At 68.8% G+C, this 19,402-nt stretch carries 19 protein-coding genes and 1 pseudogene; 15 read left to right on the top strand and 5 right to left on the bottom strand.

All coding sequences use genetic code 11. The annotated features are described in order from the left end of the window. Nucleotides 1-216: 216 nt before the first annotated feature. The 6 genes from VF584_11270 to VF584_11245 all read left to right on the top strand — a co-directional run bounded on the left by VF584_11270 (nt 217) and on the right by VF584_11245 (nt 7,205). Nucleotides 217-1,950, top strand: coding sequence for an ABC transporter substrate-binding protein (locus tag VF584_11270; protein HEX8210747.1), 1,734 nt, complete (start codon nt 217-219; stop codon nt 1,948-1,950). An 83-nt stretch (nt 1,951-2,033) separates the two neighbouring features. Beyond that, the gene (locus VF584_11265) at nt 2,034-3,017 is read left to right on the top strand and encodes an ABC transporter permease (GenBank protein ID HEX8210746.1); all 984 of its coding nucleotides are present in this window, start codon (nt 2,034-2,036) and stop codon (nt 3,015-3,017) included. A gap of 7 nt (nt 3,018-3,024) precedes the next feature. Continuing rightward, the gene (gene opp4C, locus VF584_11260) at nt 3,025-4,185 is read left to right on the top strand and encodes an oligopeptide ABC transporter permease (protein HEX8210745.1); all 1,161 of its coding nucleotides are present in this window, start codon (nt 3,025-3,027) and stop codon (nt 4,183-4,185) included. Nucleotide 4,186: 1 nt separating this feature from the next. Then, nucleotides 4,187-4,798, top strand: coding sequence for a Uma2 family endonuclease (locus VF584_11255; protein ID HEX8210744.1), 612 nt, complete (start codon nt 4,187-4,189; stop codon nt 4,796-4,798). After that, nucleotides 4,783-5,931 (top strand): ABC transporter ATP-binding protein, encoded by a 1,149-nt coding sequence (locus tag VF584_11250; GenBank protein HEX8210743.1) that lies wholly within the window; start codon nt 4,783-4,785, stop codon nt 5,929-5,931. Before VF584_11255 ends, VF584_11250 begins: the two co-directional genes overlap by 16 nt. Then, a complete protein-coding gene (locus VF584_11245; GenBank protein HEX8210742.1) occupies nt 5,931-7,205 on the top strand; it encodes a dipeptide ABC transporter ATP-binding protein in 1,275 nt (424 codons plus the stop codon). The genes VF584_11250 and VF584_11245 overlap by 1 nt, the downstream gene beginning before the upstream one ends. Nucleotides 7,206-7,366: 161 nt before the next feature. On the opposite strand, the gene VF584_11240 is transcribed toward VF584_11245, so the two are convergent. The 3 genes from VF584_11240 to VF584_11230 form a co-directional block, all read right to left on the bottom strand. After that, the gene (locus tag VF584_11240; GenBank protein HEX8210741.1) at nt 7,367-8,356 is read right to left on the bottom strand and encodes a DUF5677 domain-containing protein; all 990 of its coding nucleotides are present in this window, start codon (nt 8,354-8,356) and stop codon (nt 7,367-7,369) included. Nucleotides 8,357-9,244: 888 nt separating this feature from the next. Next, the gene (locus tag VF584_11235) at nt 9,245-9,730 is read right to left on the bottom strand and encodes a hypothetical protein (GenBank protein HEX8210740.1); all 486 of its coding nucleotides are present in this window, start codon (nt 9,728-9,730) and stop codon (nt 9,245-9,247) included. Between the two features lie 134 nt (nt 9,731-9,864). Beyond that, nucleotides 9,865-10,272 (bottom strand): DUF1622 domain-containing protein, encoded by a 408-nt coding sequence (locus tag VF584_11230; GenBank protein HEX8210739.1) that lies wholly within the window; start codon nt 10,270-10,272, stop codon nt 9,865-9,867. A gap of 110 nt (nt 10,273-10,382) precedes the next feature. Between VF584_11230 and VF584_11225 the strand changes: the two genes are divergently transcribed. From VF584_11225 to VF584_11200, 6 genes are all read left to right on the top strand, one after another. After that, nucleotides 10,383-12,800: a transglycosylase SLT domain-containing protein gene (locus VF584_11225; GenBank protein ID HEX8210738.1), complete on the top strand. Its 2,418-nt coding sequence runs from the start codon at nt 10,383-10,385 to the stop codon at nt 12,798-12,800. 66 nt (nt 12,801-12,866) lie between these two features. Then, nucleotides 12,867-13,163, top strand: a complete 297-nt coding sequence (locus tag VF584_11220; GenBank protein HEX8210737.1) for a type II toxin-antitoxin system Phd/YefM family antitoxin — start codon at nt 12,867-12,869, stop codon at nt 13,161-13,163. Beyond that, nucleotides 13,156-13,593 (top strand): type II toxin-antitoxin system VapC family toxin, encoded by a 438-nt coding sequence (locus VF584_11215; protein HEX8210736.1) that lies wholly within the window; start codon nt 13,156-13,158, stop codon nt 13,591-13,593. The genes VF584_11220 and VF584_11215 overlap by 8 nt, the downstream gene beginning before the upstream one ends. Then, the gene (locus tag VF584_11210; GenBank protein HEX8210735.1) at nt 13,590-14,267 is read left to right on the top strand and encodes an NAD(P)H-binding protein; all 678 of its coding nucleotides are present in this window, start codon (nt 13,590-13,592) and stop codon (nt 14,265-14,267) included. Before VF584_11215 ends, VF584_11210 begins: the two co-directional genes overlap by 4 nt. Before the next feature lie 22 nt (nt 14,268-14,289). Continuing rightward, nucleotides 14,290-14,493 carry a hypothetical protein gene (locus tag VF584_11205; GenBank protein HEX8210734.1) on the top strand — a complete coding sequence of 68 codons (204 nt, stop codon included), beginning with the start codon at nt 14,290-14,292 and terminating at the stop codon, nt 14,491-14,493. 31 nt (nt 14,494-14,524) lie between these two features. After that, entirely contained in the window at nt 14,525-14,896 is a 372-nt protein-coding gene (locus VF584_11200; GenBank protein ID HEX8210733.1) for a hypothetical protein, read from the top strand. Nucleotides 14,897-14,976: 80 nt separating this feature from the next. Here VF584_11200 and VF584_11195 read toward each other — a convergent pair whose 3' ends face one another. Both VF584_11195 and VF584_11190 read right to left on the bottom strand, forming a co-directional pair. After that, nucleotides 14,977-16,161: a heparan-alpha-glucosaminide N-acetyltransferase domain-containing protein gene (locus VF584_11195; protein HEX8210732.1), complete on the bottom strand. Its 1,185-nt coding sequence runs from the start codon at nt 16,159-16,161 to the stop codon at nt 14,977-14,979. Between the two features lie 85 nt (nt 16,162-16,246). Continuing rightward, a pseudogene (locus VF584_11190) lies at nt 16,247-16,471 on the bottom strand (DUF433 domain-containing protein). Nucleotides 16,472-16,665: 194 nt separating this feature from the next. Between VF584_11190 and VF584_11185 the strand changes: the two are divergent. The 3 genes from VF584_11185 to VF584_11175 all read left to right on the top strand — a co-directional run bounded on the left by VF584_11185 (nt 16,666) and on the right by VF584_11175 (nt 19,283). Continuing rightward, on the top strand, nt 16,666-16,926 hold the full coding sequence (locus VF584_11185; protein ID HEX8210731.1) for a hypothetical protein: 261 nt from the start codon (nt 16,666-16,668) through the stop codon (nt 16,924-16,926). 65 nt (nt 16,927-16,991) lie between these two features. Beyond that, the gene (locus tag VF584_11180) at nt 16,992-17,489 is read left to right on the top strand and encodes a hypothetical protein (protein ID HEX8210730.1); all 498 of its coding nucleotides are present in this window, start codon (nt 16,992-16,994) and stop codon (nt 17,487-17,489) included. 72 nt (nt 17,490-17,561) lie between these two features. Further along, nucleotides 17,562-19,283, top strand: coding sequence for an O-antigen ligase family protein (locus tag VF584_11175; protein HEX8210729.1), 1,722 nt, complete (start codon nt 17,562-17,564; stop codon nt 19,281-19,283). Nucleotides 19,284-19,402: the final 119 nt, after the last annotated feature.

Raw genomic sequence — 19,402 nt, 5'->3', positions numbered from 1 at the left:
CTAAGTGCTAAGTGCTAAGTGCTAAGTGCTAAGTGCTAAGTGCTAAGTGCTAAGTGCTAAGTGCTAAGTGCTAAGTGCTAAGTGCTAAGTGCTAAGTGCTAAGTGCGGAGTGCTGTTACTCAGGACTTGGCACTTAGGACTTGGCACTAAAAGGGGGTCAGCACCAGGGCTCGTCTCGAAAACCAGAACCAAGCGTACCTCCCGACCCCACGAAAGATGACCTTCATGCGGATGAAGAACGGCGGGGCGGTGGCGCTCCTGGTCGCGGTGGTGCTGGCGGCCTGCGGCGGCGATGAGGGGCCTCCGGAGGAGCTGCGTCCGCCGCTGACCGGCAACGACGCGGCGCGGCCGGAGCCCGGTGGGACGGCGGTGCTGGCCGAGGCCAACGACATGGAGCGGCCCATGCCCCTGGTGTGGCAGTCGTCGCTCGACTCGGACATCGTGGACATCATGTACATGGGCCTCACCCGCAGCGCCTGGCGCAACGGGCGGCTCGAGTACCTGCTCTCCGAGGAGTCGCCGATGGCGATGGCGTGGCACTGGGAATACGCCACGCCGGATTCCGCCTCGCTCCGCTACCGGATGCGCTCGGCGCTGCGCTGGTCAGACGGGAAGCCGATCACCGCGCACGACGTGGTGTGGACGTACCGGATGCTCAAGGACACCCGCGTCGCCTCGCCGCGCCAGGAAGACGTGGCGGCCGTGGACTCGGCGAAGGCGGAGAACGACTCCACGGTGGTCTTCTACTTCGAGCGCCGCTCGCCCGAGATGCACTTCGCGTCGGCGATGACCATCGCGCCGCGCCACCAGTTCGAGGCGGCGGGTCCGGCGGGGCTCCGCACGCATCCCTCGCTCAACGATCCCACGAAGCTGGTGGTGAGCGGCCCCTTCCGCATCGGCGATTGGAAGCCGGGGGAGCGCATCACCTTCGTACCCAACCCGCACTTCCGCCCCGCGCCGCGCCTGCAGTCCATCGTCATCCGCGTGGTGCCGGAGATGACGACGCGGCTGGTGGAGCTGCAGACGGGGAACGTGGACATGGTGCGCGGGCTGGCGACCGACCGCATTCCGGGGCTGCGGCAAAGGGCACCGAACCTGCGTTTCGAGCGCGAGGCGAGGCGCTTCTGGGAGTTCGTGGCCTACAACCCGGAAAAGGTGGAGGCCTTCCGTGACCCGCAGGTGCGGCGCGCGCTGGGGATGGCGATCGACGTGCCGCGCATCATCCGCTCGCTGCAGCTCGGCGAGTTCACGGAGCCTTCGGGAGGGCCGTACCCGCCCATCTTCAAGGACGTGTACGACCGGCAGCGGATGCGCCCGCTGGCCTACGATTCGGCGGGGGCGCGGCGCATCCTGGCAGCGCGCGGTTGGAAGGACACGGACGGCGACGGCGTGCTGGACAAGGATGGGAAGCCCTTCCGCTTCACGATGCTGATCAACACGGGAAACCAGCGCCGGGCAGACGTGGGGCTCGTGCTTCAGCAGCAGTGGAAGGCGCTGGGGGTGGACGCGCGGCTCCAGCAGCAGGAGTTCAACACCTTCATGGACCGCCAGATCGAAAAGGACTACGAGGCGGTGCTGGGCGGCTGGGGGGTGAACCTGAACCCGGACCTCACCCCGCTCTTCGCCGCGGATGCGCAGCTCAACATCGTGTCGTACCGGGACACCGTGGGGCAGCGCCTGATGCGCCAGGCGAAGGAGCAGCCCACCCCCGAAAAGGCCAACCCGCTGTGGCGCGCCGCCGCGGAGCGAATCGTGCAGGAACAGCCGTACACCTGGCTCTATTTCTACGATCAGGTGGACGCCGTGAGCGACCGCCTGCGCGGCATCCACATCGACACCTTTGGCGCGTACCAGAACGCCTGGGAGTGGTGGATTCCGCGGGCGCGCCAGGGCCGCGGCGCCCCCAGCATGACCGCCGCCGAGCCGCCCAAAGACAGCGCCCGCAACTAGGCACCAGGCACTTAGGACTTAGGACTTAGGACTCAGGACTCAGGACTCAGCACTTGGCACTAACGACCCACCCCGGGCACTGAATGATCGGATACCTGCTGCGCCGCATCCTGGGCGCCATCCCCCTGCTGCTGGGGATCCTGACGCTGATCTTCTTCGTGGTGCACCTGGCGCCCGGGGACCCCACGGCGCGTTTCTTCTCGCCCAACGTGGCCCCCGAGGTCATCGAGCAGATGAGGCGCAACCTGGGGCTCGACCAGCCGCTCCACATCCAGTACTTCAAGTGGCTCTGGTCGTTCATCCGCGGCGACTTCGGCTACTCGTTCGGGCAGATGCGGCCCATCGGCGAGATCCTGCCGGAGGTGCTGTGGAACACGGTGCAGCTCACCCTAATCTCGCTGGTGGTGATCTTCGCGGTGGGGATGCTGATCGGGATCGTGCAGGCCGTGCGGCAGTACTCCATCGCCGACAACGTGCTCACCTTCCTGGCGCTCTTCTTCTATTCGATGCCGTCGTTCTGGTTCGCCCTGATGCTGATCCTGATCTTCTCGCTCAAGGCGAACACGGCCGGGTGGCCCATCCAGTTCCCCGCGTCAGGCATGACGGGGGTGGAGTACGACTACCTGAGCTTCGGCGGCAAGGTGAGCGACCGCATCATGCACCTTATCCTCCCCGCCACGGCGCTGGGGATCGGGTCGGCGGCGGGCGTCGCGCGGTACATGCGCGGCTCCATGCTGGAGGTGATCCACCAGGACTTCATCCGCACCGCGCGGGCGAAGGGCTTGAGCGAACGGACGGTGGTGTTCAAGCACGCGCTGCGGAACGCGCTGATTCCCATCATCACGCTGCTGGGGCTGTACCTGCCCTTCCTGCTCAGCGGCGCGGTGCTGGTGGAGACGATCTTCGGGTGGCCGGGGATGGGGCGGGCGATCGTCGACGCCATCCTCCAGCGCGACTACCCGATGGTGATGGCCACGTCGTTCGTGATCGCCGCCATCGTGGTGGCGGGCAACCTGCTCTCGGACGTCCTATACGCGGTGGTCGACCCCCGCATCCGTACGGATTAAGGCGGCGATGCGAGCTTCTCCCAACGTAGAGTCTTCGCCCCCGGAGCCGCTTCCGGGGACGGCCGCGGGCATGGGTGGCGCCAGCGTGCGCCCCGGCGGCGCCGCGTGGACCGGCATCGTGCTGGCCATGCTGGCCTGGGGCTTCGTCCTCGCGCTCTTCTTCCTGTCGCGCGAGCGGCTGTGGGGAATGGGGCGCGGCGGGCGCATCACCGCCGACCTGTACCTGGCGGCGGCAACGATGGCCGTGATGGCGATCGCGCTGGCGTACTACACCGTACGCGGGGTGCGGCGCAGGCAGTCAGGCGTGGCGAAGCCGCGCGGCGACAGCCAGTGGTCCATCGCCTCGCGGCACTTCAAGAAGAACCGCCTGGCCATGGCGGGGCTCGCGGTGATGATCCTGCTGTACGTCATCACCCTGGTGACCCCGCTGGTGGCGCCGTACGACCCGGCCGCGCAGGGCGACATCGTGCTCATGCGCAACCTGCCGCCCTCGGGCGAGCACCTGATGGGGACCGACAAGTTCGGGCGCGACATCTTCTCCCGCGTGCTGTACGGATCCCGCATCTCGCTCACCATCGGGTTCATCGCGGTGGGGATCTCGGTGACGCTGGGGACGCTGGTGGGGGCGCTGGCCGGCTACTTCGGCGGCTACGTGGACACCATCCTGATGCGCCTGACCGACATGATGCTGTCGTTCCCGCGCCTGGTGCTCCTGATCGTGGTGATCGCACTCTTCTCGCCCTCCATCTGGCTGGTGGTGGTGGTGCTGGGGCTCACGGGGTGGATGGGGACCGCGCGACTGGTGCGCGGGGAGGTGCTCAGCCTGCGCGAGCGCGAGTTCGTGCAGGCCGCGCGCGCGCTGGGGATGGGCGACTGGCGCATCATCTCGCGCCACGTGATCCCCAACACCATGGCCCCCGTCATCGTCTCCGCCACCCTCGGCATCGGCCAGACGATCCTGACGGAGGCGTCGCTCTCCTTCCTGGGCCTGGGCGTGCAGCCGCCCACGCCGAGCTGGGGGAACATGGTGGCCGACGGCCGCGACGCGCTGATCGACGCGTGGTGGATCGCCACCTTCCCCGGCATCGCCATCGTGCTCACCGTGATCGCCTTCAACCTCCTGGGCGACGGCCTGCGCGACGCGCTGGACCCGCGGCTGAGGACGTGACATGGCTGCGCGCCTCGCTCCTTCCGCCGAAACCATCTCGTTCGAGGAGTTCCTCGCGACGGTGGATGAGGATGCCCGCGTGGAGTGGGTCAACGGCGAGATCGTGGAGATGAGCCCCGCAACGGACCGGCACGCGGAGATCACCGTCTTCCTCACAACGCTGCTCAACCTGTTCGCGAAGAGGCGGCGGTTGGGCCGGGTGGTGCATGCGCCGTTCTACATGCGGGCCGGGCCGGAGGCGGGGGCGCGCGAGCCGGACGTGCTTTTCGTACGCACGGAGAACCTCGGCCGCATCAAAAAGACGTACCTGGATGGCCCCGCCGACCTCATCGTGGAGGTCATCAGCCCGGATAGCCGGGGTCGAGACCGGGGCGAGAAATTCTACGAGTACGAAGCGGGTGGAGTGGGCGAGTACTGGATCGTCGACCCGTTGCGCAACAAGCTCGAGGTGTACCGTCTGGGGCCGGGTGGGTACGACGTTGTCCTACCCGACGAGGACGGGCGGATACGAAGCGAGGTCATGGAAGGGATGTGGATCGACCCGGCATGGCTGCGGAGCGAGCCGCTCCTAGACGAATGGTGGGTCCTCGAAAAGGAATGGGGGCTGATTTGACGAACGGGGGCGGGGCGGGGCCGATCCTGCAGGTGGAGAACCTGCGGACCTACTTCAAGACCGACGCGGGAGTGGCGCGCGCGGTGGACGGCGTGTCGTTCCACGTCAACCCGGGCGAGACGCTGGGGATCGTGGGGGAGTCGGGGAGCGGCAAGTCCGTGACCTCGCTCTCCGTGATGCGGCTGATCCCGGAGCCGCCGGGGAAGATCCAGCCGGAGTCGCGCATCCTCTTCCGCGGGCAGGACGGGGAGATGGAGGACATCGCGCGCGCGTCGGAGAAGCGGATGCGGCAGATCCGCGGCAACGACATCGCGATGATCTTCCAGGAGCCGATGACCTCGCTGAACCCCGTGTTCACCGTGGGCGACCAGATCGTGGAGTCGCTGCGGCTGCACCAGGGGCTCAACAAGAAGCAGGGGCGCACGCGGGCCATCGAGATGCTGGAGCTGGTGGGGATCCCCATTCCGCACCAGCGCGTGGACGAGTACCCGCACCAGCTTTCCGGCGGGATGCGGCAGCGCGTGATGATCGCCATGGCGCTCTCGTGCACCCCCAAGCTGCTGATTGCCGACGAGCCGACGACCGCGCTCGACGTGACGATCCAGGCGCAGATCCTGGAGCTCATCAACAAGCTCAAGTCGGAGCTGGGGATGAGCATCATCCTGATCACCCACGACCTGGGCGTGGTGGCCGAGACGTGCGACCGCGTGATCGTGATGTACGCCGGGCAGGTGTTCGAGGAGGGCTCGGTGGACGACGTCTTCCACAACCCGCAGAACCCGTACACCGAGGGGCTGCTGCGCTCCATGCCCAAGCTGGGCGAACAGGTGGAGCGGCTGGCGGTGATCCCCGGCGTGGTGCCGTCGCCCACCAACTGGCCCGCCGGGTGCCGCTTCTACGACCGCTGCCCGTACCACTGGGACAAGACACTGCACGAGGAGCCACCCCTGTTCGAGATCGGCCCGGGACGCAAGAACAAGTGCTGGCTCGTGGAGCACCCCGAGCAGCGCGAAGAGGTGCGGCGCGCGGGCGGCGGCTTCACTCCGGCGGGCGCGGTCTCCGCCACCGGCCCCGTGGCGTCGGTGGCCGGGTCGCCGGACGACGTGGACGCCAGGACCGCGGAGGGCATCTGATGCCGGCGACACCCGAAGGGCCGACGCCCGCCGGCGGCCAGGGCGCCGGCGACGGCCAGCGCAGCGGCGGCTCGCAGCCGAACGCCGGGGCAGAGGGGCTGGTGGGCGAGGGGATCGAGCGCGGCCCGGCGGGCGCGGGCGCCGAGGAGCGCGCGCAGGTGGCACGCATCCCGGAGCCGCCGGGGCGCGAGGTGCTTCCCCCCGCCAAGGGCGACAGCGATCTGCGCGGCTCCACGCCGGACGACATGGAGCCGCCGCCGGACGCGCTCCTGGTGGTGCGCGGGCTCAAGAAGTACTTCCCCATCCACAAGGGCTTCTTCAACCGCCACGTGGGCGACGTGAAGGCGGTGGACGGCGTGTCGTTCGCGCTGCGGCGCGGCGAGACGCTGGGGGTGGTGGGCGAGTCGGGGTGCGGCAAGAGCACGATGGGGCGCAGCATCCTGCGCCTGATCGAGCCGAGCGCCGGGAGCGCGCACTTCGAGGGGAACGACATCTTCACGATGGACAAGGGCGACCTGCGCCGGATGCGCCGCCGCGTCCAGATCGTGTTCCAGGACCCCTTCTCGTCGCTGAACCCGCGCATGACCATCGCGGAGACGATCCGCGAGGTGCTGGGGATCCACGGGATCGCCAAGGGGCAGAAGGCCAACGACCGCATCGCCGAGCTGCTGCGCGTGGTGGGGCTGCGCCCGGAGCACTCCGTCCGCTATCCGCACGAGTTCTCGGGCGGGCAGCGGCAGCGCATCGGCATCGCGCGGGCGCTGGCGGTGGAGCCGGACCTGATCGTGTGCGACGAACCCGTGTCCGCGCTCGACGTGTCGGTGCAGGCGCAGGTGATCAACCTGCTGCAGGACCTGCAGCGGGAGCTGGGGCTCACCTACATCTTCATCGCGCACGACCTGTCGGTGGTGGAGCACATCTCCGACCGCGTGGCGGTGATGTACCTGGGGCGCATCGTGGAGCTGGCGGACTCACGCCAGCTCTACAAGAACCCGCTGATGCCGTACACGCGTGCGCTCCTCTCCGCCGTGCCGATCCCCGACCCGCGGATCAAGCGGGAGCGCGTGGTGCTGCAGGGGGACGTCCCCTCGCCGGCCAACCCGCCGTCGGGGTGCCCGTTCCATCCGCGCTGCCCGCACCCGCTCAAGGACGCCGACTGCGCCAAGATCGTCCCCCCGCTGGCGGACAAGGGCGGCGGGCACTTCGCGGCCTGCATCAAGGTCCCGCTCGGCGCGGGGAGCGACGGCGGGGGCGGATTGCCGATTCTGCAATAGTTGATGTATGGGTAAAACAAGGAAGGGGTGAGGCTCTCCGACGAGCCGCGCCCCTTCCTTGTTCACATTACCAGTGTTGCCGCATCATTCAGCAACTAAACAGTCTATCCTGCACACAACCTCCGCCGCGAGTGAATAGAAACAGTCGCCTATGCTCAGGCTCATTCGCTGGTACCACTCGAGGAGGTTCGAGATTCTGCCTTTCGATTGAAGAAGGGTTCGAACAGCGTCGCCGCTTCGAACTCTAATGCGGAAATCCCACTGATCATAAATGATTCACCCGTCGCGGAATCCGTCACTTTCACGGTGTCGTCGTACTTCGCACCCTCTTTGCTGTCGATGAATAGTCTTAAGATCTCCAGAGTGGTGAGAACAAGGCCCCCCAGTAGGTGAATTGTCATGGATGGGTCACGCTGTACCAAAGGTTTCAAAGCCGGCTTCCCGTCAATCACGTCTGCAAAGTCGGCTTCCGGATTAGCGGCGTGAACAAATGGCGAGAATAAGCTGTATATTTGAAGGTAGTCTGATATGCTACCAACACACTCAAATGCCTCCTCAATATTCTTTTTCCCATGCCAGTGCTGGTGAGTTTTCGACGCCTCACGCACGTTGTCAAAGTTCTCGGATTCGAAGAAGGCTCGGAGACGCTTTGCAGTATTGATGGTCCAGTCGAAATCGTTTGCAGTGCCTCGCTTCAACATGGCACGCGTGTCTGCATTGTCCAAAACACGCTGCTGTTGACGCATTCCATGAAGGAAGTGGTAAGCCGCGAGACGGTGGGCGAGGTTGTCGGACGGGTCAGACCTGAGGAGCTTAGCGTTCAGTTTTAGTTCGACTAGGGTTCGCATTAAAGCAAAAGCGGACTCCTCCAAGCCGTTGGCGATTAGCAGGCGTACACCCTCCGCTGTGATCAGAGTTCTTCTGAGGAGAGCGGCCATCACAGAATCGCGGATGGTGTGCTCCGCGCTGATGTCATTAACTGTCAACAACATGAACCCACCGTGATCAATCACTGTTTTGGCCAGGTCCCAGGCTTTGCCTGGGCCCTCGAGCGAAGCCGGGTGAGCACGTGCAAACATATCAGCTTGGCCGATCCCTCCAGCGATCTCGAACGTCGTAACTTGGTCCCGGTGGGAATTTGATTCATCCATAATTGGCTCTTTAGTGGGAGAGACTTAACCGCGCGGAAGTCGCCGAGATCTCGAACGGTTTTCGTCACTTACCTCTTAGGACCGGCTGGGGTCTTTCGTTTCGGAAAGGTGCACCGGGTTAGCAGTTGTCGGTCAGGGTCGCGCTTGAAGGGCCGCAACCAACTCGCGTAGCTGTTCAATCCGTTGCTCCGCCAAGCGGATGATCGCATCCCTCCACTGCGGTGGTGGTGAGCGGTAGGCAGAACTGCCGGGCTCCAGTCGCGCACGGCGGATGGTGGCTTCCGACATTCCTGTTTCACTGGCGAGATCCGCGAGGTTGTGGCAAGTCGTCAGCCGTGAACTAGCTTCTTTGAAATCCATTCGCCTGGATACGTGTTGGTTGACATCCTCGCCTATGGATACTAAATTGTATCCAGCAGGGCAAGAGAAAAGGCTGTCCGCTCTCCCGCTAAGAAGATTCGGCCAGCCTTGAAAACGGACCGACCTAAAGGCCGCCCAATGAACCAAGCTAGCCCTGCCGGGCGCCGAGGGTCAAGAGAGTTGGAGGTGGAAGATGGATGTGCAAGAGCCACAAGCGTCCGAGCAGGGGTCGTCTGTTGTGCGCCCAGCATTCACGTACTGCAAGCGCAACCGCACGCGCTGGTGGGAAGTGCGCGACCCTGAGGGCGAGCTAGTATGTCTTACCGTGTACCGACGCGGTGCGCGAGAGGTGGTGCGGCGCCTGACGTTTTAAAGGGGGCGGCGGCGGTGCAGTGCGGGCGTGGGCGCGATGAATTGCGCGCCTATCTCGCGCGGCCAGCAGAAACGCGCCGGCCCGATTGAACGCTTATCGGGTCGACGCGCTCTTCGTCTCCTGCATTCTGACAGCGCGCCGCCTCGGCGGCGTTTTTACGGGCCCTGCACACCGCCACCCTCACGCGAGGGGTAAATCCGCTCATAAAGGCGCTCAGCCTGCGCCGTCGCGGCGCTGAGTTCTGCTAACGAGAGCCTTTGCCCGCAGTCAATCTCCATGTTGGCGGCGTCGCTGCGATCGACGCTCATTGATCCGGAGCGCAGGATGACCATGCGCCATGCACAGGCGAGTAACTGGTTCCGCCCGACGCGTGGGCTGTGCCCGGGTGTGGTCGAGTCGGACAGCCACCACGCAAGGTTCCGTTGCGCCTGATAGTCGCCGCGAAGGGCAGCCTGTTCCAGCGCCGCAAAATCGCGATCGGTCTGCGTCCCGTTGCTGAGCCGCACGACTGCGCTGTCGAGCGCGCTCGGCTGGGAAGGGGCAGCTTCAGCCCTCTGCGCGCCGGGATCTGCGCCTTCCCCCTTCGCGCACCCGGCTGAGGCCCCCGCCATCAGCACCCCGCAAAGCATCCTGCGCCACATGATCGCCTCCGGATGTAAGTCAAACGCGCCCACCAGTCCAGATTAGCCGTCCACCACATGCAGTTCTCCCCCTCACCCGCCCTGCGCCCCCGCAGGCGGGGGAGGGGGTCGGGGGGAGGGGGCCTGCCGGCCCCTCACGGCGTCGTCCGCAGCTCCTCCGGCGTTCCGTCCGCCGCGCGGCGCTGGAGGTGCGCTTCCTCTGCCGCCATCTCCTTGGCGAGGAAGTAGTTGAGGCCCGTGCGGATGACGGCGACGGCGGCCAGCTTCCCAATCCGCTCCCAGGTGGGCGCGACGGCGGTGGAGAGGATGTCGGCGGCGAGCTGGAACTCGAGCGCGACGGCCAGGTAGTGCGCCAGCGTCAGCCGCAGGGCCGTGTATGCGCGCGGCGCGCCCCTGCGCCAGAGGTTCGCGGCCCTGACGATGGCCGCGACGATCCCCGCCGCGATCACCAGCGCGCCGATCGACTCCACGCCGAGGCGCAGCCACTCCACCCCGTTCTGCACGAACTGCTCGGCGGCGCCGAACGCTCCTTCGTGCTCCATCGCTCCTCCGCTGGCACCCATGGAACCCGCCGCTCCCCGTGAGGGCACGTGATTCGCAAGCCTCGCACCCGAGCGAATTTGCGCGTGCCGTCACCCGTCGTCCCTTTCGAATGAACCGTCGCCAGAGCTACATCCTCGCCGCAGCGATGCTCCTCGTGCTCCCGCTGATCTGGGCGGCCACGCGGCTGACCGGGCGGGACCCGCGCACCGAGACGACCGAGGCGGCAGCCCAGGTGACGGCGGCACGCGGACCCATCCAGAGCGCGCCGACCCCCGCCGAAGCCGCGGCGGCGTACGGCGTCGATCTTCCCGCCGACGTCCTCCGGCTGCTGCGCGAGGGGCGCCACTGGCGGGCGTCGCGGCGGCTGCGGGAGCTGGTGAAGGCGGACTCGGACCCGGAGCTCGTGCTGGTGGCGGCGCGCGCCAACGCCGCATGGGGCGCATGGGGCGCGGTTCGCTCGCTGCTGGACGGCAAGCCGTGGCTGGACTCTGCCGGCGGCGGCGACGGGTGGTACCTGCTGGGCCGCGCGCGCGAGGATCAGCGCCGCTGGGCAGAGGCGGCCGACGCCTACGAGCGCTACTTGCGCGCCCACCCCGCGCGAGGCGCGCCGCAGGCCGAACGCACCGTCGCGGAGCTGCGGCACGGACTCGTGCTGCTTCGCGCGGGGCGGGCGGAGGAAGGGGTGGCGGCGCTGGGGCGGATGGGGCCCGGCTCCTCCGCCGCGGCGGGGTGGGCGGCGCTCCTGGCCGCGGAAGCGCTCGCCCCCGCGGGAGACACGGCGCGCGTGCGGCGCTTCGTCTCTTCGGCGGCCCAGGTGCCGTCCGGGCGCGCGGCGGGCGCGGTGGTGGAGGCGTACATCCGTGCGCGCGATCCGCGGTCGGGGCGCGAACGGGTGCTCGCGCTTGGAGCGCAGGCGGGCTCGGAGCCGGACCGGGCCGCGATCCGCGCCGCCGCCGGCCGCGCCGCCGCCGCCGCCGGCGATGCGGATGCCGCGCGCCAGGACTTCCGCGCGGCGCTGGCGGCGGCGCCCACCAGCGCGGGCGCGGGTGAGGCGGGCGAGGGGATCGAGCGGATCGGCGGCCTCACGCCCGCGGACCGGATGGCGCTCGCGGAGACCTGGCTGGGGCGCGGCGCACCGGACCGGGCGGCGGGCCAGTTCCGCGCCTGGCTCGCGGCCGGCGCGGGCATCCCGGCCGAGCGCGACGCGGTGCAGCTTCGAATGGGCCGAGCGCTCTTCGCCGCGGGCCGCTACGCCGACGCCGCCACGGCGCTGGTTCCCATCACGCGCGCCGCGGCGCCTACCGGGCCGCTGGCGCTGTACTTCCTCGGGCGCGCGCGGCTGCGCGGTGCGCCGGGGAGCGCGCGCGCCGCGTTCGCCGAGCTGGCGTCCCGCTTCCCGAACGCGCCCGAGGCCGCCGACGGTCTCTATCTGATGGCCGACCTGGACGACGATGCCGGCCGCGACGCCGCGGCGCTCGCGGCCTACCGGCAGGTGATGGAGCGGCATCCATCGAGCCCGCGCGCGGCGCTGGCGTCCATGCGCGTGGGCGGCGCGGCGCTCCTGGGCGGCGATGCGGCCGGAGCGGCGCGGCTGTGGGACGGCCTGCGCGCGCACACCCGCGAGACGGAGGGGTGGGCGCAGGCGACGTACTGGGCGGGGCGCGCGCACCAGGCCGCCGGGAACGCCGCCGGCGCGCGGGAGCGCTGGGCCGAGCTCCGCACCCGCGCCCCGGTCTCGTACTACACGGTGCTCGCCGCGCGGCGGCTGAACACGCCATACTGGCCCGCCGCGCTCGACCCGGCCCCCCCGGTCAACCGCGACCTCGCCACGCGCATGGCCGACGCCCTCTCCGCCGCCGACCTCCTCCGCGAGGCCGGGATGCACACCGATGCGGACGCGGAGGTCGATCGCGTGGTGCGCTCCGCCCCCGAGGACGTCCCCACGCGCTACGCCCTGGGGGAGGCGCTGGCGGCGCGCGGATGGACGGTGCACGGGGTGCGGATCGCGCGGGCGCTGGAGGCGAAGGGCGAGAAGCCGAATGCGCGCCTCCTGCGCATCCTCTATCCCCTCCAGTACCGCCCGATCATCGAGGCGGAGTCGCGCGAGCGCGGGCTGGATCCGTTCCTGGTGGCGGCGCTCACGCGGCAGGAGTCGGTCTTCAGGGCGCGGGCGCGCTCGCCCGTCGGCGCGCTCGGCCTGATGCAGGTGATGCCGGGCACGGGGCGCGGCCTGGCCGCCGGCGCGGGGATCCGCGGGTGGGACACGGAGATGCTCTACAACCCGGAAATCAACGTCCACCTGGGCATCCGCTACCTGGCGGCGCAGATCCGCGCTTACGACCGCAACCTCCCGTACGTCTTCTCGGCGTACAACGCGGGGCCGGGGCGTGTGGCGCGCTGGCGGCGCTTCCCCGAGGCGCGCGACCCGGAGCTGTTCACCGAGCGCATCCCCTTCGAGGAGACGCGCGATTACGTGAAGATCCTCACCCGCAACATCGCGCTCTACCGCGGGCTGTACGGCGAGTGAGCTGGCGTCATTAAGCTTGTTCGGCAGAACTGTTGGTCGTATATTGTTGGTCGACAAGGAGGCGGTATGTACGAGCCGAAGAAGCGTCCGCGCCAGAGTGTCCGCGAGATTGCACCGCCCTACGCCGCGAATGAGGCCGGTTGGGTGCCCGCGGGAGACTTCAAAACGCACTGTCTGCAGCTTATCGAACAGGTGAGGCAGGAACGCGGGGAAGTGGTAATCACACGGTACGGACGCCCTGTAGCCAAGCTCGTTCCGTTTGAAGAATCCCCCGTATCCATGGTCGGATACCTGGCCGGGAGCGTCACGGCGTACGGGGATCTCATCTCTCCGATCGACGAGGAGTGGGACGCGGATGCCTGACATGCCCGCCGCTCCGCTTCTCCTCGATACCCACGTTTGGATCTGGGTGATGGAAGGGCGCACGGACGAGGTTCCATCTACGGTGCTGGATGCTGTGGAACGGGCGCAGACCGACGGGCGGGTCTGGGTGTCCGCGATCTCAGTGTGGGAAGTTGGGATGCTCGAGGCGAAAGGGCGGCTCACGCTTTCCCGTGGGATACAGGACTGGGTGCGGCGCGCGCTTGGTGTCCCTGGCGTGCGACTGGCGGAACTCTCGCCCGAGGTAGCACTCGACAGCAGTTCTCTTCCTGGGACCGTGCACGGCGATCCGGCGGACCGCATCCTGATCGCGACCGCGCGAGATCTGGGTGCGACGCTAGTCACTCGTGACAGGAGCATCATCAGCTACGGCGAGCAAGGTTTGCTCGCCGTTCTCGACGCGTCGCCATGAGTGCTCCCCGTTCCCCGCGCGCCGCCGTCCTGCTGGGGGCGACGGGGCTGGTGGGCGGGCACTGCCTGGATCTGCTGCTGGGCGATTCGGAGTATGGGCGAGTGACGGTTCTGGGACGGCGGGCGAGTGGGCGGGCGCACGCCAGGCTGGACGAACACACTGGAGATGTGGAGCGGCTGCTGGACGGGCAGGCGCCGGCGTTCGGCGGGGCGGACGTGTTCTGCTGCCTGGGAACCACCATCCGCGCCGCGGGGTCACAGGAGGCGTTCCGGCGCGTGGACCACGACATTCCCGTGCACGCCGCGCGAGTGGCGTCGGGGGCGGGCTCGCGCCACTTTCTCCTGGTCTCCGCGGCGGGGGCGGATGCGGGGTCGCGCGTCTTCTACAATCGCGTAAAGGGGGAGACGGAGGCGGCGATCGCGGGGTTTCCCTTCGCGGGGGTGGCGCTGCTTCGGCCCTCGCTCCTCCTGGGGACGCGCGCGGAGAGGCGCCCGGCGGAGGCGCTGGCGCAGAAGGTGGCGCCGCTCCTCTCACCCTTGCTGCGGGCTAGATTGCGGAAGTACCGCGCGATCCACGCGGCGACGGTGGCCGCGGCGCTGGTGCGGCTGGCGAAGGAAGGGGTGCGCGGCACCGTCGTCGTGGAGTCAGACCAGATCGAGCGGCTCGGCCGCTGAACCCTCGCAACCCGGCACACGCTTGCGGCAAAACGACGACCTCCCGGACGGCATCGTCCGGCTTCCACCCGAGCCCGGGCCGAACCGCACGCCGCCCGGCGGCTGCGGGGTCACCGGGTGCCTGTACGGAACGATGATCCTGTTCGCCCTTCTCCTGCTGGTGATGGTTGGGCTGGCGCTCTTCCGCCGCTGGCAGGTCCCGATGCTCCCGTATCCCGGCAGATAGCCGCGGGAGTCCTCTTACTGGAATGAGGCCCATGCGTACTCGTCGTTCGTTCTCCGTTCTCGCGCTCCTCCTGCTGGCGGCGGGGTGTGCCTCGTCCCGGCAGCCCGGGAGCGTCGCTCCGGGCAACCAGGGCGCCACCCTGCGCGTGGAGAACCGGGCCTGGTTCGACATGACCATCTACGTGGTGCAGGCGGGGAGCAGCAGCCGCACCCGACTGGGGATGGTGAGCGCCACCGCCACCGCCAACCTGCGCATCCCCGCGACCGCGGTGGGGCAGGGGCGCACCCTCCGCTTCGTCGCCGACCCCATCGGCAACCAGCAGACCGCGACCAGCTTCGAGATGCAGGTCCGCCCCGGCCAGCGGGTGACGATTACGATTCCGCCCGGGGTTGGGCGGCGGTAAACGGAAGTGCTAAGTGCCAAGTCCTGGGTGCTAAGTGATAGCAGCTCAGGACCTGGCACTTAGCACTTAGCACTTTCCCCTCAAACCTTGAAGAAGATCCGCCGCCTGTAAAGCACCTCCATCACGCCGATCCAGAAGAGGACGAAGCAGAGGGCGAAGGCGAGCGAGGCGTTGACGGGGGAGAGCCAGGAGGCGAAGGCGTTGTCGAAGATCCATGTCTTCAGCGCGACCGGCTCGGGGGTGGCGGGGAGCTTCACCAGGCCGAGAATGCGCGCCATGATGCCCGACAGGAAGAAGGCGGCGATGGCGTTCACGCCGAAGACCAGAAAGGGGCGCGCCCACCGCTGGTAGCCGCGCACGTCCACCGTCCAGTAGCACATCGCCAGGAAGTTCAGCGCCATCCCCGCCGTGAAGACCACGTACGAGCTGGTCCACAGGTTCTTGTTGATGGGGAAGGCGGCGTGCCAGATCAGCCCCGCCACCAGCGCCACGTTCCCCGCAAAGAACATCCCCGTCGCCTTCTCGGCCGGCGGGCGGGCGGAGCGCAGCCATCGCCCCGCGAATACCCCCAGCATCACCGTGGCGATGGCGGGCAGGGTGCTGAAGATCCCTTCAGGGTCCCACGTCTTCGCCGACTTCCACATGTGGTCGGTGCCGATGATGGCCCGGTCCACGTACGCCGCGAAGTTGCCGTCCTTGCCCAGGTCGCCCGCCCCGTAGCCGGGGACGGGGATCAGGCGCATCGCCGCCCAGTACCCCAGCAGGAGCGCGGCCGTCGCCCAGGCCTGCGCGCGCGGCTTGAGAAAGAGCACCAGCGCCGACGCCGCCACGAACGCCACCCCGATCCGCTGCAGGACGCCGGGGATGCGCAGGTGCGCCAGGTCCAGGTTGTAGAAGGGAAAGGCCGCCAGCAGGAGCCCCAGCCCAAACAGCTTGATCCCGCGCACCAGTGACTTCCTCATCAGCTCGCCGCGCGGCGTCCCCCGCTCCGCCGCCGGGAGCAGCGAGAACGCCATCGCCACGCCGACGATGAAGAGGAAGAAGGGGAAGATCAGGTCGGTGGGCGTCCACCCGTGCCACTCCGCGTGCGCAAGCGGCGGATAGATCGCGCTCCACGTCCCCGGGTTGTTCACCAGGAGCATCCCCGCCACCGTAATCCCCCGGAAGACGTCCAGCGATTGGAGCCGCCCCGGCGCGGAGGGGCCGGAGACGGGTGCAGGGGTGGGTGCGGGCGCGGCGACGGGCGGGGCGAGCGTCTCGGACATGGTCCCTCACGGAGGAGCGGGGGCGGGAAGGGACTATTATCGGCGCCTGGACGGGTAAGGTCAAATACCTCCGGGAGTCATGCACTCATCCAACAGTCCCTCCGCGCTCGATCAATGCTTCCGTTGCCTCTTCCAGTGCAGCCACGGCCTGCTCGCGCGTCACGCCGGGAAAGTCATCGAGGAATTCATCGAGCGGGTGACCCGCGCTCAGTTAGTCGGTGAGGTTCTTCAGCGGCACGCGCGTGCCGGCGAACACGGGCGTGCCGCCAAGAATTTCCGGATCGCTGTGGATGACGCTGCTGCCCGGCATGCTTCGCTCCTATCAGGAGTACGGTGCGCGCTCGCACCGTAACGCAGCCTTTGCGGCCTGGCTAGAGGCCGATCGAAGGTCGTTCGGATGTTGACGCGGAGCGGGCGCTGCCCTGTACCAATGAGCCACCGGCGGCACTTCACTTGCGCGGAGGGTGGCGAGCGAGCACTTGCAACCGACCCAGGGAGATGCGGATGTCCTGCCCGACGATGAGCTTCAGCGGTGTTACGCGCGAGGTGTACGACTGCCTGATCCAGCAGGCCAAGAGCATGGGTTTCCCCGCGCCGAAGGGCGCCAGCGGGCTCGTGGCGTACCACAACGTGGAGGCGGAATACCGCTGGGACGAAGAGGCCGGGACGCTCGCCATCACCATCACCCGCGCTCCCGCGCACATCGGCTGCGCGATGGTGGAGTCCAGCCTGCGGCAGGCCATCCGGGGGTGCGGCGGCGCCTGAGCCGGCCGCTCCTACCGCGTTCCGGAAGCGGAGCGCCATCACACCCATCCCACCACGATTTTCCGATGAACGCCACGCGGGAAGCCGATTCGCGCTTCGTCCTGCAGGTGGTCCAGCCCGCGCTCCTGGGCCTGATGGACGGCTCCGTATCCACGCTGGCCCCGCTCTTCGCGGCGGCGGCGCTCACGGGGAGCCCGCGCGAAGCCTTCATCGTGGGGATGGCGGCGTCGATCGGCGCGGGCATCAGCATGGGGCTGGCCGAGGCGCTCTCCGATGACGGGCACACGACCGGGCGCGGCCATCCGTGGATGCGCGGCGCCATCACCGGCGCCGCCACCATCGTCGGCGGGACGCTGCACACGCTCCCCTTTCTGCTGTCGTCACTCGAGCTGGCGCTCACGATGGCGTACGTCGTGGTCGCGGTGGAGCTCGTCGCGATCGCGTACATCCGCTACCGCTTCATGAAGTCGCCGTTGGGTAAGACGGTGGTTCAGGTGCTGCTGGGCGGCGGCCTCGTCTTCCTCACCGGGCTGTGGATGGGGAGCTGGGGCGGAGGCCACTGACACTCCCGAGCGCCGCCAGGACGAGCCCCGCCTTCCGGTTCGGAGCGCGGGGCTTCGTGCTTTTGGATTGCGATGGAAGCAGCGGCGTGGCATACTCTTCCGCTCCCCGACGTCACCAGCCTCCACGCCCCGGCCATGTCGCTCTACGCACGCCGAATCCCCGTCTACGAGCACACAGGCGACGACACCTACGTCTATCCGGCGCAGCCCAGCGGGTCGCAGCGGCTGGCTCTGCGCGTGCTCCAGGCTGGCGCGCTTGCCGTGGTGCTGGCGGCGGCCACGTACAAGGTGTTCGAGCTGGACCGCTTCTTCGTCCCCAAGGAGCTGGTGCTGCACCTGACCGCGTTGATCGCGGGGATCCTCTGCCTGGGCGCCGCGAGGCGCGTGTCGCTGGGGCGCGTGGACCTGCTGCTGGCGGGCTACCTGGTGCTCGGCGCCGCCTCCGCGGCGCTGGCGCAGAACCCGTGGGCGGGGATGCGGGCGCTGGGGGTGAGCGCGTCCGGGATCGTGGTGTTCTGGGCCGCGCGCTCGCTGGGGAGGGCCGGGCTGGCACGCCCCCTCCTGGTGGCGATCGGGATCGCGGTGACGCTGGGCGCGCTCACCTCGCTCGCGCAGACGTACGGGGTGCGGCTGGACGTCTTCAGTGTCAACCGCGCGCCGGGCGGGACGCTTGGGAACCGCAACTTCGTGGCGCACCTCTGCGCATTCGGGCTCCCCATCCTGGCGCTCTGCGCGCTGCGGGCGTGGCGCGGACCCGGGGTCGCGCTGGGTGCAGTGGGGTTCGCGGCGCTGGCGGCGGTGCTGGTCCTCACCCGTTCGCGCGCGGCCTGGCTGGGGGTGGGGGCGGGGCTCGCGACGCTGGTGCTCGGCTGGCTCATCGTGCGCCCCGTGCGCCGCGACGGACGCAGCTGGCTGCGGCTCGTTATGCTCCTCCTCTTTGCGGGCGGGGGCGTGGCGGTGGCGCTCATGGTTCCCAACAAGCTGCGCTGGAACAGCGACGATCCGTACGGCGAGACGGCGCGCGGCGTGGTCAACTACCAGGAGGGAAGCGGGCGCGGACGGCTGATCCAGTACGGCAACACGCTGCGCATGGCCGCGGCGCACCCGGTGCTGGGCGTGGGGCCCGGCAACTGGCCGGTGGAGTACCCCGGCTTCGCGAAGCGCCGCGACCCCTCGATGGACCCGAATGAGGGTGGGATGACCTCCAACCCCTGGCCCAGCAGCGACTGGGTGGCGCTCCTGGCCGAGCGCGGCCTCCCCGCCTTCGCGCTGCTGGTGCTCGCGATGGCGGGGCTGGCCGGCACCGCCTGGCGCCGCATGCGCACCGCCCGCGACGCCGACGAGGGGCTCGTCGCCCTCGCCCTCGCATCCACGCTGGTCGCGACGCTGGTGGTGGGCGCCTTCGACGCCGTGCTCCTCCTCGCGCTTCCCTCGCTGCTGATCTGGGCCGCGCTGGGTGCCTTGACTGCGGGGGAGGAGGGGCGGTGGGGCTTCGAGGCGGGGGGTGGGGTGCGCGTTCTGGGCGTGCTGGTGCTCCTGGTGGGGATCGGCGGGTTCGCCGTCAAGAGCGCGGCGCAGACCGCCGCCATGCACCTGTACGCCGGCAGCGGCGAGGCGCGCGTGATGGAGCAGGCCTCGCGCCTGGACCCCGGGAGCTACCGCATCCACCTCCGCCTGGCGCGGTCCTACAGCGGCCGCCGCACCCGCGAGCTCCGCTGCCAGCACGCCGAGGCCGCGCACGAGCTGTTTCCGCATGCGGATGCGGCGGCGGCGCAGGCGAGGCGGTGCGAGTAGGGCGGAGCCCCCTCCCCCGCTCGTCACCTCGCGGCCCCTCCCCCAAAACTACCTGGGGGAGGGGCGCTGGCGGGCATTCGATCGGTACTTCTAGGCGCGTCGCGGGGCAGGGCACGGGC

Origin of the sequence: Longimicrobium sp. (genome assembly GCA_036389135.1) — a bacterium.
Classification (GTDB): Bacteria; Gemmatimonadota; Gemmatimonadetes; order Longimicrobiales; family Longimicrobiaceae; genus Longimicrobium.
The sequence above is the reverse complement of the archived record's forward strand: the minus strand, read 5'-3'. Positions and strand labels throughout refer to the sequence as shown.

What these genes read in the sequence shown, in the direction of transcription:
- VF584_11220 (HEX8210737.1), top strand. Translation starts at nt 12,867, where the DNA reads ATGTACGAGCCGAAGAAGCGTCCGCGCCAGAGTGTCCGCGAGATTGCA.
- VF584_11210 (HEX8210735.1), top strand. Translation starts at nt 13,590, where the DNA reads ATGAGTGCTCCCCGTTCCCCGCGCGCCGCCGTCCTGCTGGGGGCGACG.
- VF584_11200 (HEX8210733.1), top strand. Translation starts at nt 14,525, where the DNA reads ATGCGTACTCGTCGTTCGTTCTCCGTTCTCGCGCTCCTCCTGCTGGCG.
- VF584_11225 (HEX8210738.1), top strand. Translation starts at nt 10,383, where the DNA reads ATGAACCGTCGCCAGAGCTACATCCTCGCCGCAGCGATGCTCCTCGTG.
- VF584_11240 (HEX8210741.1), bottom strand. Translation starts at nt 8,356, where the DNA reads ATGGATGAATCAAATTCCCACCGGGACCAAGTTACGACGTTCGAGATC.
- VF584_11175 (HEX8210729.1), top strand. Translation starts at nt 17,562, where the DNA reads ATGGAAGCAGCGGCGTGGCATACTCTTCCGCTCCCCGACGTCACCAGC.
- VF584_11185 (HEX8210731.1), top strand. Translation starts at nt 16,666, where the DNA reads ATGTCCTGCCCGACGATGAGCTTCAGCGGTGTTACGCGCGAGGTGTAC.
- VF584_11235 (HEX8210740.1), bottom strand. Translation starts at nt 9,730, where the DNA reads ATGTGGCGCAGGATGCTTTGCGGGGTGCTGATGGCGGGGGCCTCAGCC.
- VF584_11180 (HEX8210730.1), top strand. Translation starts at nt 16,992, where the DNA reads ATGAACGCCACGCGGGAAGCCGATTCGCGCTTCGTCCTGCAGGTGGTC.
- VF584_11255 (HEX8210744.1), top strand. Translation starts at nt 4,187, where the DNA reads ATGGCTGCGCGCCTCGCTCCTTCCGCCGAAACCATCTCGTTCGAGGAG.
- VF584_11265 (HEX8210746.1), top strand. Translation starts at nt 2,034, where the DNA reads ATGATCGGATACCTGCTGCGCCGCATCCTGGGCGCCATCCCCCTGCTG.
- VF584_11195 (HEX8210732.1), bottom strand. Translation starts at nt 16,161, where the DNA reads ATGTCCGAGACGCTCGCCCCGCCCGTCGCCGCGCCCGCACCCACCCCT.
- VF584_11230 (HEX8210739.1), bottom strand. Translation starts at nt 10,272, where the DNA reads ATGGAGCACGAAGGAGCGTTCGGCGCCGCCGAGCAGTTCGTGCAGAAC.
- VF584_11270 (HEX8210747.1), top strand. Translation starts at nt 217, where the DNA reads ATGACCTTCATGCGGATGAAGAACGGCGGGGCGGTGGCGCTCCTGGTC.
- VF584_11250 (HEX8210743.1), top strand. Translation starts at nt 4,783, where the DNA reads ATGGGGGCTGATTTGACGAACGGGGGCGGGGCGGGGCCGATCCTGCAG.
- VF584_11245 (HEX8210742.1), top strand. Translation starts at nt 5,931, where the DNA reads ATGCCGGCGACACCCGAAGGGCCGACGCCCGCCGGCGGCCAGGGCGCC.
- VF584_11215 (HEX8210736.1), top strand. Translation starts at nt 13,156, where the DNA reads ATGCCTGACATGCCCGCCGCTCCGCTTCTCCTCGATACCCACGTTTGG.
- opp4C (HEX8210745.1), top strand. Translation starts at nt 3,025, where the DNA reads ATGCGAGCTTCTCCCAACGTAGAGTCTTCGCCCCCGGAGCCGCTTCCG.